The 16,197-nt window shown below is 72.8% G+C and carries 8 protein-coding genes; 5 read left to right on the plus strand and 3 right to left on the minus strand.

Features of this window, described 5'->3' with window-relative positions; genetic code table 11:
• Positions 1 to 438 precede the first annotated feature (438 nt).
• Together ACZ5PB_RS31430 and ACZ5PB_RS31435 are read right to left on the minus strand one after the other, a co-directional pair.
• Complete coding sequence (locus tag ACZ5PB_RS31430) at positions 439 to 1,707, minus strand: serine/threonine-protein kinase (protein WP_468695821.1); 1,269 nt, start codon at positions 1,705 to 1,707, stop codon at positions 439 to 441.
• A 188-nt stretch (positions 1,708 to 1,895) separates the two neighbouring features.
• Positions 1,896 to 3,599, minus strand: coding sequence for a serine/threonine-protein kinase (locus ACZ5PB_RS31435; RefSeq protein ID WP_468695822.1), 1,704 nt, complete (start codon positions 3,597 to 3,599; stop codon positions 1,896 to 1,898).
• 471 nt (positions 3,600 to 4,070) lie between these two features.
• Between ACZ5PB_RS31435 and ACZ5PB_RS31440 the strand changes: the two genes are divergently transcribed.
• The 5 genes from ACZ5PB_RS31440 to ACZ5PB_RS31460 all read left to right on the plus strand — a co-directional run bounded on the left by ACZ5PB_RS31440 (position 4,071) and on the right by ACZ5PB_RS31460 (position 14,680).
• Positions 4,071 to 7,748 (plus strand): FHA domain-containing protein, encoded by a 3,678-nt coding sequence (locus tag ACZ5PB_RS31440; protein WP_468695823.1) that lies wholly within the window; start codon positions 4,071 to 4,073, stop codon positions 7,746 to 7,748.
• 283 nt (positions 7,749 to 8,031) lie between these two features.
• Complete coding sequence (locus ACZ5PB_RS31445; RefSeq protein WP_468695824.1) at positions 8,032 to 9,453, plus strand: ABC transporter substrate-binding protein; 1,422 nt, start codon at positions 8,032 to 8,034, stop codon at positions 9,451 to 9,453.
• A gap of 4 nt (positions 9,454 to 9,457) precedes the next feature.
• On the plus strand, positions 9,458 to 10,813 hold the full coding sequence (locus tag ACZ5PB_RS31450) for a carbohydrate ABC transporter permease (RefSeq protein ID WP_468695825.1): 1,356 nt from the start codon (positions 9,458 to 9,460) through the stop codon (positions 10,811 to 10,813).
• On the plus strand, positions 10,810 to 11,691 hold the full coding sequence (locus ACZ5PB_RS31455) for a carbohydrate ABC transporter permease (protein WP_468695827.1): 882 nt from the start codon (positions 10,810 to 10,812) through the stop codon (positions 11,689 to 11,691). Before ACZ5PB_RS31450 ends, ACZ5PB_RS31455 begins: the two co-directional genes overlap by 4 nt.
• 226 nt (positions 11,692 to 11,917) lie before the next feature.
• Positions 11,918 to 14,680, plus strand: coding sequence for a bifunctional glycosyltransferase/CDP-glycerol:glycerophosphate glycerophosphotransferase (locus tag ACZ5PB_RS31460; protein ID WP_468695828.1), 2,763 nt, complete (start codon positions 11,918 to 11,920; stop codon positions 14,678 to 14,680).
• 114 nt (positions 14,681 to 14,794) lie between these two features.
• Here the strand turns inward: ACZ5PB_RS31460 and ACZ5PB_RS31465 are convergent, their stop codons facing one another.
• Positions 14,795 to 15,625, minus strand: a complete 831-nt coding sequence (locus tag ACZ5PB_RS31465; protein WP_468695829.1) for a TylF/MycF/NovP-related O-methyltransferase — start codon at positions 15,623 to 15,625, stop codon at positions 14,795 to 14,797.
• Between the last annotated feature and the right edge of the window lie 572 nt (positions 15,626 to 16,197).

Raw genomic sequence — 16,197 nt, forward strand, 5'->3', positions numbered from 1 at the left:
TGGGAGCCGGTCCGGGAGTCCGATTGGGGTCCGCTGCGCGGGGCCTTTCCCCTCCCCGCCCCTTCCCGGCTGTGACATTTGCGGCTGCCGCCGCGTGGGGGCGCTGCCGCAGGGGTGGGCGGCACGTGGGGCGGGCTCCGCTGCGCGGGGTTCTCCCCTCCCCGCCCCTTCCCGAAACTGGGGCGCTGCCCCAGACCCCGAGTGGCGGGCCCGGCCACGGCCGGTGGTCATGTGCGGGTGTGTGCGTGGCTGGCCGCGCAGTTCCCCGCGCCCCTAGGTGCCTAGGGGCGCGGGGAACTGCGCGAGCAACCACACTCGACCCGCAGGTAAAAACCCTCGGCTCCGCGGCCAGCGGTTTAGGGAAGGGGCGGGGAGGGGCACCCGCCCGCCGCAGGCGCGGCGCGGTCTCGCAGCCCAGCCCCCGCTACCGCCCCCCGGTCAGGGATTGGCCGGGGTCGAGTGGCTGGTGTTCGGGGAAGGTGCGGGCTCCTCCTCCGCCGAGGTGGCCACCAGCCAGCCGCCCACGCCGAGCGCGGCGAGCAGCGCCACCCCCGCCGTAGTCATGATCAGCCGCCGCCGGCGCACGTCCGACCTGTGCCTGGCCGACCCCGGCCGCCTGTCCCCCGGAGTCCTCGGCACCCGCGCCGTCCCCAGCGGCCCGCCCGCCAGCTCGTCCGGGGCGGGTACCCGCATCGAGGTGTGGGTGTCCCGGTTGGAGTCCGCCGTGGAGCCCGGCACCAGCGGGACCGCCCCCCGCCGGGGCCGCGCGGGCTCGGTCGCGGGACCGCCCTCCGCCTCGTACGGCACGGATTCCCCGCCGGAGCCGGACCCGGACCCGGACGCCCCCTCCGCCTCTGGTTCGTCGACGTCGAGCGGCGGCATCCCGGCCAGCAGCGGCAGCTGCTCCCGCAGTCCGGCGGCGAGTTCGGAGGCGCGCAGCCGGGAGGCCGGGGCCTTGGCGAGGCATTGCACTATCAGCTGCCACAGCTCCTCGGGGATCCCGGGGAGGGGCACGACGGTCTCCGTGACGTGCCGACGCAGCACCGCGCCCGGGTGTCCCCCGCCGAACGGGGTGAAGCCCGCGAGGAGCTCGTACAGGACGGTGGCCAGCGCGTAGATGTCGACGGCGGCGCGCGGCGGAAGGCCCTCGACGATCTCGGGGGCCAGGTAGTCCGGCGTACCGATGATCTTCGTGGCCTTGGTGCGGCGCGGGGTGTCGATCAGTTTGGCGACGCCGAAGTCGGTGAGCAGCGCGGGGTGCGCGCCGCCGGGGCCGAGCGGGCCCTGCATGTCGAGGAGGACGTTCTCCGGCTTGACGTCGCGGTGCACGATCTGCGCGGCGTGCGCGGCGGCGAGGCCGTCGGCGATGTCGATGGCGATGGCGACGGCCGCCTCGGGGGCCAGCCGGCGCTCACGGTCGAGCCGGGTGCGCAGGTCGGTGCCGCGCACCAGGTCCATGACGAGGGCGAGGTCGTTGCCGTCGACGACGAGGTCGTGGACGGAGACCACGTTCGGGTGGTCCAGCTTGAGCAGGGCGGTGCGCTCCTGGACGAAGCGGCCGACGAGTTCCTGGTCGGATGCCAGGTCCTCGCGCAGCATCTTGATGGCGACGGGCCCCTCGGGTCCCTCGCCGAGCCATACCGTGCCCGCGCTGCCGCGCCCCAGGATCTGGTGGGCGGTGTACCGGCTGCCGATTTTCCGTGCCAAGACTGCTCCCTGACTGCTCCCCCAGCGGCTGGCGTCGGCCCTCAAAGTACGCCGCTGACGGGGTGTTGAGTGCCCAGGATGGCCCGTGCACGGCGTCATTCCGTACTTCTGGGGGCGAAATCCGTGTGGATTTCGCCCCCAGAAGTCGACATGTCTACGTGATCACCCGCGGATCACCTGCGGATCACCTAGGGCTTGGAGCCGCCCAGGTCCGCGAAGAAGTCCTTGATGCTCGTGAAGACGTCGCCGATCTGGTCGAAGAAGCCCTTCGTGGTGCCGATCCACTCCTGGAGCGGGGTCAGCTCCCAGATCAGCCACGCCCCGACGAACAGCAGGAGCAGGGTGAACAGACAGCCCTTGAGGCAGCCGAGGCCGGGAATCCGCATCGGGTTGGCGCTGCGGCGGCGCGGCTCACGCGGCGGCCGGGGCTCGCGCGGGGCGGGTCCCTGAGGCTGCTGGGGCTGCTGCGGCGGGGGTGCGTACCGCTGCTGGGGCTGGTGCTGCTGCGGGGGCTGCGGGGCGTACTGCTGCTGCGGCGGCGGCTGACGGCGCTGCTGCTGCGGCTGGTACTGCTGCTGCTGTTGCTGGCGCTGCTGCGGCTGGTGCTGTTGTTGCTGCTGCTGGCGCTGCGGCCGGCGGCGGAGCGGGTCCTGGCTCGGGTCCAGGTACTGCACGGAGGTCTGCTCGTTGCGGTCGCGGGCCGCGCGCAGCTGGTTCTGCCAGGGGTGCGGGTCCTCGGGCCCGGCCCCGGAGGGCGAGCCTGCGGGCGCACCGGCCGGGTGCGGCGGCACCGGCGGCATCACGGCGGTCGGATCGGCCGCGCCCCGCCCGTGCCCGCCCTGCCCGCCTGCACCGGCCCCGGCGCCCGCCCCGGTCGAGGGCAGCACGCTGGTCGCGCCGTTCGGGTCGTACGATCCCGCGTTGCTCGGCAGCACCTGGGTCGGGTCCGCCGCCCCCGGCGTCTCGGGGACGAAGGCCGGGGACGGGTCGGGCGCCAGCAGCGCGCCGACCCCCATCGCGGCCTCGACCTGCGCGGACGAGGAGTGCACGCCGATGCCGGCGGCGACGGTGCGCAGGGCGCGGGCCAGGTTCTCGGCGCTGGGGCGCTCGTCGGGCTCCTTGCGCAGGCAGCGCTCTATGACCGTCCACAGGGGCTCGGGGACGGTGGTGGGGCGGCGCGGCTCCTCGCTGAGGTGGCGGTGCAGCACCTCCAGGGCGGTGCCGCCCGCGAAGGGGGGCCTGCCGGTGACCAGTTCGTACAGCAGGATGCCCGCGCCGTAGATGTCGACGGCGGAGGTCTGCGGGCGGCCCTCGGCGGACTCCGGCGCGACGTAGGCCGGCGTACCGACGAACTCGTGGGTGCGGGTGAGGCCCGGGGAGTCGGCGAGCCGGGCGATGCCGAAGTCGGTGAGCATCGGCTTCATGCCGCCGTCGCGCTCGTCGAGCAGTACGTTCGCGGGCTTGAGGTCGCGGTGCACGACGCCGTCCGCGTGGCTGGCCGCGAGCGCGTCGGCGATCTGCGCGGTGAGCAGGGAGGCGGCGACGGGGGTGAGGGGCCCGTTGTCGCGGAGGTAGCGGTGCAGGTCGGGGCCGTCGATCAGGTCCATGACGAGGGCGAGGAGGTCGCCCTCGACGACGAGGTCGCGGGTGCGCACGATGTTGGGGTGGGTGAGACGCAGGAGGACGGAGCGTTCGCGCAGGAAGCGCATCACCACGTCCGCGTCGTTCGCCAGCTCCTCCTTGAGGACCTTGATGGCGACGGTCTCGCCCGGCTGGCCCGCGACGGCCGCCTCTGCTCCCGCGGTCTCCCGCTGGCGGGCACGCCATACGGTGCCCGTGGCGCCGCGCCCGAGCGGCTGCTCAAGCAGGTACTTACTGCCTACCGGCCGCACGTCATGCACTCCCTGCTGGTCGGTGACTGACCCTGATCGGTGGTTCTGGGGATTCCGGTTGCCCAACTGTAGTGCCGCCGAACGGGGCAATGGCCGGACCTGTTCCGGGGGAAGACGCGGTGTTCGTACGGATGGTTGCCGGACGCGTATGCGGGGTGCGTCACGGGCGGGTGCGTCACTGTTGTCCGACCATGCCCCAAGCAGGCACTTTTACGCCCACAGCCGACCATTCAAGATCACTTGGTGATGGGCGGCGGGCAGGTTGTCAGTGGCAGGTGCGAGGATGCCATCAGCACAGACCTATGGGGTACGCGAGGGCGGGTGAGTCCCTCAACACCCCGCGGTGGGTGCCGACCTGTACCGGACGACGCGTCCGCGCCGGGTGGGGGGACTTCGCGGGGGCGGCGGCAGGACGGCTCCTCCTCGGCTTCTCCCCGCCGGGCGCCTCGCGCAGAAGGGACCGCTGACGCGATGCAGATCCGGCTGACCGTCCTCGCGCCTCGCGGCGGCCAGAGCAGAGGGGCGACACCGGGAGCTCCGGCTGCCGTCGCCACTGCCGCCGCCGCTGCCTGTGACGTGCTCGTCACCGCCCCGGCCGGGACCGCGCTGGCCGCGGTCGCCTCCGGGCTGGCCGCCACCGTCCAGGGCTCCGTACCGGAAACCACGGGTGCGGTGGTGGTGTACGCCGGGCGCGAGCGCCTGGACGCGCAGCGGTGCGCCCTGGGCGAGCCGCCGCTCGTGGACGGGGCGGTGCTGTCGCTCCAGTTCCCGGCGGACGAGGACGCCCCCGAGCTGTCCGACCTGGCGCAGCTCCAGGTGGTCGCGGGCCCCGACGCGGGCGGTGTGCACCTGTTGCACGGCGGGCAGATCCGGATCGGCCGCTCCACCGACGCGGACGTACCGCTGGACGATCCCGACGTCTCCCGGCTGCACTGCGCGGTCACGCTCACCGAGGACGGCCGGGTCACCGTCGCCGACCTCGGCTCGACGAACGGCACGACGCTGGACGGCCAGGACGTCGGCCCCCGCGAGGTGCGGCTGGCGCCGGGCGCGCTGCTGCGGGTCGGCGAATCCGCCCTGCGCCTCGCGCAGCCCGGCGCGCACGACGCGGCGCTGGCGACCGCTCCGGACGGCGAGGGGCATCTGCGGGTGGCCCGGGCGCCGGCGGTGGCCGCGGCGGCCGTTCCCGCGCCGGGGAGGTACGGCGGCAGCGCACCGCACCACCGGGTGAGCGGCCGGAGTGCGGGACAGGCCGGTTACGGGACGGTGCCCGCGCAGGGCTCTGGGCCCGGGCTCCGGGAAGGCGGGCGGGCGCCCGCCTACGAAGGCACAGGCGGCGGTCCCGGTGGCGTGTCCGGTGCCGCCCCCGGCGGCGTACCCGCCCCGGAATCACAGCGTCCGGCCGCGCCCCCGGCTGCCGGTGGGCAGAGCCCCTTCGCCGGGACGGCCGACCGTACGCACGGTTCGGGCCGGGTCGTCGGGACGGGCGGCGGAAACGGCAGCACCCTCGGTGGCGAAGCGGACGGCGGCCCCGGGGCGGCGCCCGGGCGGCCCGACGCGCGCCGGGAGGAACCCCGGCGGCGCGGCGGCATAGGGAGTTGGGCGCGGCGGCTGACCGGTGGCCGTGGCGAGACGACCACGCACGACTACGCGGGCGAGTACGCGGGCGGCGCGGGCCCCACTCCCCCGCACGACAGAACCGACGACTCCCGCTCCGCGGCGGTGGCAGCGGCGGCGGGTTCCGGTGGTTCATGGCCCGACGCGGGCGGCCAGGGCCGTACCGCACCCGGGGCCGGCCCCGGCGCCGGCCATGCCCCCGCCCCTTCCGCCGTCGCCCCGGACGCCTGGCCGGACGCGGCGACGCTGCTGCTCACGGCGCTCCAGCCGGGCCCCCGGCTGTGGGAGCGCGGGCCCTCGCACCCCGAGTCGCTGGTGCTCCGGCTGGGCACGGCGGACCGTTCCGCGCCGGGCGGCTCCGGGCTGCTGCCCGCCGTGCCGGTGACGGTGGGGCTGCGGGAGGCCGGTTCGCTGGGGCTCGCCGGGCCGCGTGCGCGGCTGGCCGGACTGGCGCGTTCCGTGGTGGCGCAGCTCGCCGCCCTGCACTCCCCCGCGGACCTGGAGATCGTCCTGATCAGTGCGGACCGTGCGCGTTCCGCCGAGGAGCGCACCGCGGAGTGGGGCTGGCTCGGCTGGCTGCCGCACCTGCGGCCGGCGCACGGCCAGGACTGCCGGCTGTTGCTGGCGTACGACCGCGACCAGGCCTCCGCGCGCGTGGCCGAGCTGCTGCGGCGCACCGAGGAGGGTCCGCTGGAGGCGGGTGCCCCGCGCACCGTCGTGATCGTCGACGGCGATCCGGGTTCGGCGGGGCTGCGCGAGGCGACCGCCCGGCTCGCGGCGCACGGCTCGGCGCACGGCATCCACCTGCTGTGCCTGGCGGAGACGCCCGCCGCCTCCCCGCTCTCCCCGGTCGAGGTGACGTACGGCGCGGCCTGCTCGGTGGCGCCCGCCTTCCGCGAGTGCGGGGCCGCGGCGCTGCTGAGCGGCGACGTGGCGACCGCGGTACGGGTGCTGCGCACGGCGGGCGGGCAGAGCGCCGGGCACGGCACGCTGGCTTCGGTGGACGCGGTGTCGGCGGCGTGGGCCGAGCGGTTCGCGCGGGCGCTGGCCCCGCTGCGTACGGACGGGGCGGACACCGGGGGCGGCTTCGGCGCCGGCGGTACGTCGACGACGGGCAGGCCCGGCAGGCTGTCCGCGGCGGCGCTGCCGACCGTGTCGAGGCTGCTCGACGAACTGGGCCTGGCCCGGGCGACTCCCGCGTCCCTGATGGCCCGCTGGGCCGCTGCCGCCGACGACGAGCAGGCGCCCGGCGCCACGCGCGCGTGGGCGGTGCTGGGAGCGGGCCCGCGCGGTCCGGTCTACGCGGACCTGGCGACCGACGGACCGCATCTGCTGGTCGAGGGCCCGGCGGGCAGCGGTCGTACGGAGATCCTGCGTTCGGCGGCGGCCGCGCTGTCCGCGGCGGCGCGGCCCGACCGGCTCGGGCTGATCCTGGTGGACGGCGCGGGCGGCGAGCGCGGCGAGGGGCTGCGCGCCTGTACGGAACTGCCGCACGTCTCCACCCACTTGGTGGCCTCGGACCCGGTACGGATGCGTGAGTTCGCGCAGGCGCTGGGAGCCGAGCTGAAGCGCCGCGACGAGCTGCTGGGCACCCTGGACTTCGCGGACTGGCACGCGGGGCGGGGCGGCGGCGCCCGGGGCACCGCGAGCAACGTCGCCGACGGGGCCACGGGGATCGCCGGGGCCGGCACGGCCGGCGGGGGCGGTGGGACCAGCGGCGCCAGTACGGCCACCGGCGCCGCCAGGCACGCCGACGAGGTCGCCGAGCGCCTGGTGTCCCAGCGCCGCCCGGCACCCTCGTACGGCAGCGACCCCGGCGGCCCCCGCATCGAGTACGGCCCCGGTCCCGACACCCACGCCACCGTCCCCGGCGCCCGCAGCGAAACCCGCTCGGACGTCGAGGCCCCCGGTACCGGCACCCTGCGGCTGCGGCCCGCCGCGACCAGGGAGCGGGAGCGGCAGGCGGCGGCACAGGCCGGTGGCGGGCCGTCCCCGCTGCCCCGGCTGGTGGTGCTCGTCGACGATCTGGACGCACTGGTCGCGCCCGCCCTGGGCAGCCCGGGGCGGCCCTCCGCCGGTTCCGTCGTACGGGCGCTGGAGTCCGTGGCCCGGCACGGCGAGCGGCTCGGGGTGCACCTGGTGGCGTCCACGGCCCGCCCCGACCGGACGGCGGACACCGAACTGGCCAGGGGGGAGCGGCTGTTGCGGGTGGTCCTGGACCCGCCGCCCGCCGCGCCCGCGCCGGAGGAGCCCGCTCCGGGGCGCGGCAGGCTGCTGCACCCGGACGGCACGGTGACTCCGTTCCAGGGCGGCCGGGTCACCGGCCGCATCCCGCGCACGGCCACCCAGCGGCCCACGGTGGTGCCGCTGGAGTGGGACCGGATGGGCGATCCGCCGACCCGCCGCCCGGTCCGCGAGCTGGGCAACGGGCCGACCGACCTCGCCCTGCTGGCCAGCGCCCTCGACCGGGCCGCCCGTACGGTCAACGCGGAGCCGCTCACGCCGCTGAACACCCCGCAGGAGGCCCGCTGAAGACCTCACTGGAGGACCGCTGAAGGACCGCCGGAGGCCCCCTGGAGGACCGCCAAAGACGCCGTTCCGGCACGGCCCCGTATCCCCGCGCCCTCTGACCTGACGTCACGAGCCCATCACAAAAGGCGAGTTGACAGCGAAGGCACTATTGCGGGCCACCTGCCCCGGGCGTAGGACTGACCCACGGAAGTAAACGGGTCAGTAAAAAGCGGCGGTCGGGCCGGTCCGTACGCGCACGGATGACGGCCCGTTCCCGTACGCGCACGCGAGAGACGGGGCAGTGATGCACACAACTCTTCGCCGGCGGAAGAAGACCGGTCGGGGCGGCAGGGGCAGCGGCCCGACGGCACAGGGCAGCAGCCGGGCCCTCATCGCCCTCGCCGCCGCGGGGGCGCTCGCCCTCACCGCCTGCGGCGGCAACGACAAGCCGGACCCCAAGGCATCGGGTTCCGGCTCGGGCGCCGCCAAGCCGCCCGCGCAGTCCCTGGAACTCCCCAAGCTGGACGGCGAGAAGCTCCAGGTCATCGCGGTGTGGACGGGTGCCGAGGGCGAGAACTTCAAGAAGGTGCTCAAGGAGTTCGAGAACCGTACCGGGGCGACGGTGACGTACGTGCCGACCCAGGACGCCATGCTCACGTACCTCGGTTCGAAGATATCCGGCGGCACCCCGCCCGACGTGGCCCTGCTCCAGCAGCCCGGCGCGCTCAAGCAGGCGGTGGCGAACAAGTGGCTGAAACCGGTCGATCCCACCACCCAGGCGCAGTTGGACAAGAACTACACCAAGGGCTGGAAGGACATCGCGGCCGTCGACGGCACCCAGTACGGGGTGTACTACAAGGCCGCCAACAAGTCCCTGATCTGGTACAACACCAAGGTCTTCGAGAACGCGGGAGCCACCGAGCCCAAGACCTGGCCGGACTTCCTGAAAACGGCCGAGACGATCTCGCAGTCCGGTGTCACCCCGGTCTCGGTCGGCGGCTCGGACGGCTGGACGCTCACCGACTGGTTCGAGAACATCTACCTCTCGCAGGCGGGCCCGGAGAAGTACGACCAGCTCGCCCAGCACAAGATCAAGTGGACGGACCCGTCCGTGAAGGACGCGCTGACCACCCTCGCGCAGCTCTTCGGCAAGGACAACTACCTGGTGGGCGGCGCCAAGGGCGCGGTCGGCACCGCGTTCCCCAAGTCCGTCGAGCAGACCTTCACCGGCGGTGAGACGCCCAAGGGCGCGATGGTCTTCGAGGGCGACTTCGTGGCGGTCAACATCGGCCAGACCAAGGCCAAGCTGGGCACGGACGCCAAGGTGTTCCCCTTCCCGGCGGTCGGCGACAAGTCGCCCGTGGTGACCGGCGGCGACGTCGCGGTGGCACTGAAGGACACCAAGGCGGCCAAGGCGCTGATGACCTTCCTGGCCTCCACCGACGCCGCGAAGATCTCGGCGGGTGCGGGCGGCTTCATCTCGCCCAACAAGTCCGTGGACATGTCGGCGTACCCCAACGACACGCTGCGCGACATCGCGAAGGCCCTGACCGCGGCGGGCGACGACTTCCGCTTCGACATGTCGGACCAGGCGCCGCAGTCGTTCGGCGGCACGCCCGGCAAGGGTGAGTGGAAGATCCTCCAGGACTTCCTGCGCAACCCGAAGGACATCGCGGGCACCCAGCAGAAGCTGGAGACCGACGCGGCCGCGGCGTACAAGAACTGACGCCGTGAGTTCAGCGACCGCGGGGGGCGCGGCCGGCCTGACGCCGCCCCCCGCCACCCCTGGCAAGCGCAAGAGCGTGACAGGCACACGCAAAGTCATCGCGGTCAGCTTCCTGCTGCCCGCGCTGATCCTGCTGGGCGCGCTCGTGGTCTACCCGATCGGGTTCTCCGTCTACCGCAGCTTCTTCGACAAGTCGGGCTCCGGTTTCGCCGGGTTCGACAACTACGTCAGCCTCTTCACCAGCGACACCATCCTCACCGCGATCAAGAACAATCTGATCTGGGTGGTCGTCGCCCCGACCGTCTCCACGGCGCTCGGCCTGATCTTCGCGGTGCTCACCGAACGCGTCCGCTGGGGCACCGCCTTCAAGCTGATCGTGTTCATGCCGATGGCGATCTCGATGCTCGCCTCGGGCATCATCTTCCGGCTGGTGTACGAGCAGGACCCGGACCGGGGAGTCGCCAACGCCGTCTGGGTGGGTGTGCACGACACCTTCGCCGAGTCGTCCGGCTTCCCGAAGGCCCGGCCGCTGCCGGTGCACCCGCTGAAGGCGGCGGGCGGCGGCGCGTACATCACCAAGCAGCCGGTACGGGTGGGGCAGCAGGTCAATCTGCCGCTGATCGGTGTCGCCCCGGCGCAGATGCCCAAGGACGGGCAGCTCGCGAAGGCCCCGGCGACCTCGCCCGACAAGGTCACCGGGACGGCCTGGCTGGACTTCACCAAGGGCGGCGGCGGCAAGCCGAACACCATCGACAGCAAGGAGTCCGGTCTCAAGGGCCTCAAGATCGAGGCGGTCAAGGACGGCAAGGTGGTCGACTCCACCGAGGCCGCGGCGGACGGCTCCTTCGCGCTGTCCGCGAAGGCCGACGGGGCCGAACTCCGGCTGCCCGCGAGCAATTTCCGCGAACAGTACAACGGCGTCGACTGGCTCGGACCGAGCGTGGTGACGCCCGCCATCATCGGCAGTTACGTGTGGATGTGGGCGGGCTTCGCGATGGTGCTGATCGCGGCGGGCCTGGCCGGGCTGCCACGGGAGCTGCTTGAGGCGGCCCGGGTGGACGGGGCGAACGAGTGGCAGGTGTTCCGGCGGATCACGGTGCCACTGCTCGCGCCCGTACTGGCGGTGGTCACGGTCACCCTGATGATCAACGTCCTGAAGATCTTCGACCTGGTGTTCATCATCGCGCCGGGCGATTCACTGGACGACGCGAACGTCCTGGCGCTCCAGCTCTACCAGTCGTCGTTCGGCGATGACGCCGATCTGGGCATCGGCAGTGCCATCGCCGTGTTCCTGCTGCTGCTGGTGATTCCGGTGATGCTCTTCAATATCCGGCGGATGCGGAAGGAGCAGGGCCGATGACACTCTCCGGTGATGCCGTCAGGGCGAAGCGGTCCCTGCCGGCCCGGATCGCGGCCGGGGCCGGCGGCGGCCTGATGCGGGTCTTCCTGATCGTGGTCGGCCTGTTCTGGCTGATGCCGACGATCGGGCTGCTGATCTCCTCGCTGCGCGATCCGTCCGACATCGCGGCCAGCGGGTGGTGGAAGGTCTTCACCGCCCCGGCCGAGATGACCGTCAAGAACTACTCGGCGATCCTGGAGAACGACACCGTTCTCAACTCCCTGCTCAGCACCGCGCTGATCACCGTTCCGGCGACCGTGCTGGTGGTGGTGATCGGGGCGCTGGCGGGGTACGCCTTCGCGTGGATGGAGTTCCCGGGCAGGGACTGGCTGTTCATGCTGGTCGTGGGGCTGCTGGTGGTGCCGGTGCAGGTGGCGCTGGTGCCGGTGGCGAAGCTGTTCGGCGTCGTCGGCATCTTCGAGACGACGATGGGCGTGGTCCTCTTCCACGTGGCGTTCGGCCTGCCCTTCGCGATCTTCCTGCTGCGCAACTTCTTCGCGGAGATCCCGCGCGAACTCCTGGAGGCGGCGCGGCTCGACGGGGCGGGTGAGCTGCGGCTCTTCACTCGGGTGATCATGCCGCTGGGCGGTCCGGCGATCGCCTCGCTGGGCATCTTCCAGTTCCTCTGGGTGTGGAACGACATGCTGATCGCACTGATCTTCGCGGACGCCACCAGTCCGCCGATCACGGTGGCGCTGCAGCAGCAGGTCAGGCAGTTCGGCAACAACATCGACGTGCTGGCGCCCGGCGCCTTCGTGTCGATGGTGATCCCGCTGATCGTGTTCTTCGCGTTCCAGAAGCAGTTCGTCTCGGGCGTGATGGCGGGCGCGGTGAAGTAGCACCCGCACGGGCCGGCGGGCACCCGGCCCGTCAACTCAGCTCAACGAAAGGGTGGTTCGGCAGCCTGTTGCCGAACCACCCTTTCGTGTCGGGCCTCTTGACGAACTTCCCCCGTATGCCGCATCCCGCGTAACCCTCCGTGTCCGTGGCCCGTTGCCGGGCATACGGCCCGCCCGCCTGCCGGGCACCGGCCGTCACTGCCCGCGACGACCCCATGGATGTGCCGTGCCCCGGTTCAGCGTGATCGTGCCCGCTTACCAGGTCCAGGAGTACCTGGAGGAGTGCCTGGACTCGGTGCTGACCCAGTCCTTCGACGACTTCGAACTGATCGCGGTGGACGACTGCTCGCCGGACGCCTGCGGCGATCTCATCGACGAGTACGCGGCCCGGGACCCACGGGTGCGCCCGCTGCACCTGACGGAGAACGGCGGCCTGGGCAACGCCCGCAACCAGGGCCTGGAGCGGGCCCGCGGCGACTACCTGCTCTTCCTCGACAGCGACGACACCCTCGCACCGGGCGCCCTCCAGTCGGTCTCCGACCGCCTCAAGGAGTCCGACTCACCGGATGTCCTGGTCTTCGACCACGCCCGTACGTTCTGGAACGGCTCGGCCGAGCGCAACCACTTCAGCGGTGAGCTCCACGAGAAGGGTCCCGCCTCCTTCACGCTGGCCGACCGGCCCGGGCTGCTCCGGGTGCCGATGGCCGCCTGGAACAAGGCGTACAGCCGCGAGTTCATCGACCGCCAGGGCTTCGCCTTCCCGTCCGGCTCCTACGTGGACACCCCCTGGACCTACCCGGTCCTGATGTCGGCCGCCTCGATCTCCACGCTCGACGAGGTCTGCGTCCACCACCGCCAGCGCCGCCAGGGCACCATCCTCTCCACCGCCTCGCGTCGGCACTTCGACCTGTTCGACCAGTACGACCGGGTCTTCTCCTTCCTCGACTCCCGCCCGGAACTGTCCGGCTGGCGCCCGGTGATCTACCGCCGGATGCTCGACCACTTCGGCACCGTCCTCACCCGCCCCGGCCGCCTCCCGCGCGGCAGCCGTGCCGAGTTCTTCCGCCGGGCCCGCGCCCACTGCCGCCGCCACCGCGTCGCGGAGGCGACCGGCCCGCGCACCGTGCCCCGCCCGCGCGGCATCGCCGCCCGCAGTGCGGCGGCCCGCAACGCCGCCGCACGCAACGCGGCAGCCCGCAAGGCCGCCGCCCCCGGCACCGCACCGGCCGGGACCACGGCCGCCGCGGCAGCGGCCGACGAGGCCGCCCTGCGCGCCGCCACCTCCACCGCCCCGCTCCTCACGGCCGTGGACAGCCACTTCCCGAACACGCAGGACACGCAGGGCGCGGGGGGCGCCCGAGACGCGCAGGACTCCCAGGCCACGCCAGCCCCCCAGGACGCGCCCGGCGCTTTCGGTACCTCCAGCGCCTCCGGCGCCTCCCGCGCCGCACGCACCACCCGCGCCACCAAGCGCTCCCCGCACACGCTGGCCCCGGTGATCCCGCTGGTCCCGCACGGCGCCCAGGGCACCCCCGGCGGCCCTCCCGTCCCGAGGATCGGCGCCCCCTCGCTCCGCACCCGGCTGCGGCACGCCCTGGTGCTGCTCGGCAGCCATCGCACGTACCGCACGCTGGCGCTCGCCCAGGCCGTGCGCCGCTCCGTCGCCGGCCGCACCCGCGCCGTCCTGCGCACCGCCCGCGCGGCGGCCATGCAGCTGCACTACCGCGTCCAGCTGCGGCTGCCCGTCCGCGCGGACCAGGCCGTGTTCGCCGCGTACGGGCACCGCGGGTACACCTGCAACCCGGCGGCCATCGAGGCCAAGGTCCGCGAACTCGCCCCACACGTCCGCACGGCGTGGATCGCCTCCCCCGCGCACCAGCACACCGTCCCCGCCGGAACGCGCCGGCTGCGCCCCGGTTCGGCCGCGTACTGGAGCGCGCTGGCCCGCGCCAAGTACCTGGTGAACAACGTCAACTTCGACCACCGGCTGGCCAAGCGCCCGGGCCAGGTCCTCCTGCAGACCCAGCACGGCACTCCGCTCAAGTCGATGGGCCTCGACCTCCAGGACCGCCCCGCCGCGGACATGGACTTCGAGAAGCTGCTCGCGAACACCGACAAGTGGGACTACCTGCTCTCCGCCAACCGCCACTCCTCCCTCGTCTGGGGGCGGGCCTACCCCTCCCCGTACACCACCCTGGAGACCGGCTATCCGCGCAACGACGTCTTCCAGTCCGCCACCGCCGACGACGTCGCCCGGATCCGCGAGTCGCTGAACATTCCCGAAGGCTCCACCGCCGTCCTCTACGCTCCGACGCACCGCGACTACCGGCGGACCCAGCGCCTGACGCTCGACCTCGAACGCATCGCCCGGTCCCTCGGGCCCCGGCACGTGATCCTCACCCGTGCCCACTACTCCGCCAACGGTCCGCTGCACCACGCGAGTTCCCACAGCAGCGCCCGAATCGTCGATGTGAGCGAACATCACTCGATCGAGTCACTCTGTCTGGCCTCGGACGCCCTGGTCACCGACTACTCGTCGCTGATGTTCGACTACGCCAACCTCGACCGCCCGATCGTCCTCCACATCGACGACTGGGAGGCGTACGAGGCCGCCCGGGGCAGCTACTTCGACATCCGCGAGTTCCCGCCCGGCGCGATCGCCCGCAACGAGGACGAGCTGATCGACATCTTCCGGACCGGCCACTGGCGCGGCTCACGCTCCGCGCAGCTGCGTGCTGCGTTCCGGGCCCGGTTCTGCCCGTACGACGACGGACAGGCAGCCGAGCGCGTCGTACGCCGCGTCTTCCTCGGCCAGCAGGAGGGCCTGCCGCGCTTCGTGGCGCTGGAGGAGCGCACTCCGGCTCCCGCGCCCGCCCAGGGCCCCGCACAGGGCGACCCGGCGGGCCCCTCGTCCGTATTCCCCGCCCAGCAGGACGTACGGGCGACCACCCAGGCGGTCTCCGACCTGCTGCCGGCCGAACTGCGCTGACCGGGGCGGTACCCATACATAGCGGTGCATAGCGGCGCATACGAAAAGGAGCCCGGCGGACGTCCGCCGGGCCCCCTTCTTCGCACGCTCGGCACCTCAGGGGTGCCACCGGCGCTACGGCTTGATCGCGATGCGTCCCTCGTCCATGCGCAGCAGCAGCAGCTGCTCGCCGGTCTCCTCCAGGAACTCGTCGACGGCCTGGCGCGAGCCCTGCCAGTACCCGTAGTCGTCGATGAGCAGCACGCCGCCGCTCACCAGACGCGAGTACAGGTGCTGGAGCTCGTGCTTGGTCGACGCGTACCAGTCGGTGTCCAGGCGCAGGATCGAGATCTGCTCCGGGGCCTCGTCCGGGACGGTGTCCTCGACCTTGCCCTGCACGTAGTGGATGCGCTCGGCCGGGTAAGGGACCTTCTCGAAGCCGGACTTGACGTCGTCCAGGGTGGCGACGGCCCAGATCGGCCGGTCCTTGCCCTGGATGTCGAGGAGTTCCTGCGCGGACTTGCCGTCCAGGCGCTTGTCCTCGTCGGTGGGCGGCGTCATGCCCTCGAAGGTGTCGAAGAGGTACAGCTCGCGGTCCTCGACCCCCTCGGCGAGCAGGGTCTTCGCGCAGGCCTGCATGGAGCCGCCGCGCCAGACGCCGCACTCGACGATCGAGCCGGGAATGTTGTGCTTGACGACGTGCCTGGTTGCCAGGATGAAGGCGTTGAGCCGCTCCGGGGAGGTCATCGAGTACGGCTTGACCGCACGGATGATGTCCTTGGCACCGTCGTCGTAGTCCGCGGGGAACTTGATCCCGGGGTTGGGCTTGGGCTTGGGCGCGGGGGCCTTTGCCGCGGGAGCGGGAGCCGCACTCGGGCGGGGACGTTGGCCAGGAACCGGGACGCGTCGCAGCTGGTAGCCGGTCAGTTGCTGAAGGACGCCATTCACGGCGTTACGCCATACCATGCGCACGGACAGTACGCGGTAATACGCCTCCTCGCCTATATCTCGTCAACATTTGATGACCCGGTTTAACGGAATCAGCAGCGGAGAGCCGCCCGAACCAGGCGCGTTATGTCCTGACCTGTGGCGATGACAAGGGGGCCCGGACCCCTGGGAGTTGGCTGTTCGACGGCGATAATCAGCCAATCCGCCCCCTAATGGAACAGCTGTGCCCGCCCCTCGTCGGCCTCGGTTCCCGAACTCACCGCACGGACCGTTGCATACCTCCTCCGTACCGGCCCCGACCTGCGATTTTCCGGTTGCTTCCAGGCCGGAAACGAGGTGCGGGGACCAGGGCCGGAGAGCACCCGCCGCCACTCTGGGTGAGCGGGCACCACGACTTCCCCGTAGGCCGAATGAGGGGTGCCGGAGTCGAATCCTCCCCACGGTGGCGTGAATTGGACCAGCCACACCGGCGACGGCCCTCGGGGAGGGACACGGCGGCGGGGGGGGGGGGGGGGGGGGGGGGGGGGGGGGGGGGAGGCGAGCAGCCCCCCCCAGCGCCCCCCCCCCCCCCCCTCCCCCCCTCTTTTCCC

It is taken from the genome of Streptomyces sp. NPDC032721, assembly GCF_055579625.1.